This window comes from Campylobacter sp. 2018MI01 (assembly GCF_018501205.1).
Taxonomy (GTDB): domain Bacteria; phylum Campylobacterota; class Campylobacteria; order Campylobacterales; family Campylobacteraceae; genus Campylobacter_E.
Genome location: NZ_JAHCZE010000143.1, coordinates 1 through 479, shown reverse-complemented (window position 1 = coordinate 479; position 479 = coordinate 1). Strand labels below are relative to the sequence as shown.

At 51.6% G+C, this 479-nt stretch carries 1 protein-coding gene and 1 pseudogene; both read right to left on the bottom strand.

Features of this window, described 5'->3' with window-relative positions; translation table 11 throughout:
• Positions 1–196: DUF1488 family protein (locus KJQ97_RS09960; protein WP_214120689.1), on the bottom strand; the 196-nt coding region annotated here is incomplete at its 3' end.
• Positions 193–479, bottom strand: a pseudogene (locus tag KJQ97_RS09385) (hypothetical protein); the annotation flags it as partial. The pseudogene KJQ97_RS09385 and the gene KJQ97_RS09960, both read right to left, overlap by 4 nt.

Here is a 479-nt window from a genome sequence, read left to right as displayed (position 1 = left end):
CTCCTTCCAGGTCCCAGCGATACTCACGAAAAATGGTCAGCCATTGCTCCGCTGTTTCTCCACCAAAGCGATACGCCAGTACATCTTTTTTTCTTGTACACGTGAGTTGCATCCCATTAACCAGGGCGGGAAAGATGACAGCGCTGGCGGCAGTATCCCATTCTTCGCGGTCAGGGAATTGTATGGACTGGTTCACGCTAATAATTCCTGCTGTAGCTGCTCAATCACTGGCTCGACCTGCGGTAATACACCGTGCCAAAGCAAAACGGCATGTGCAGCCTGCCCCACCAGCATTCCCAGCCCATCTGCGTAGCGTTTTGCGCCCTGTTGTACACACCAGGAGAGAAATGGCGTATTCCCTTTTTGATAGAACATGTCATAGCAACAGAGGGAAGGGTGAATAAGTGACGCTGGTATCGCCGGGATTTCGCCCCGTATGCCGCTGGAGGTCGCATTAATAATTAGGTCAAACTCACAAC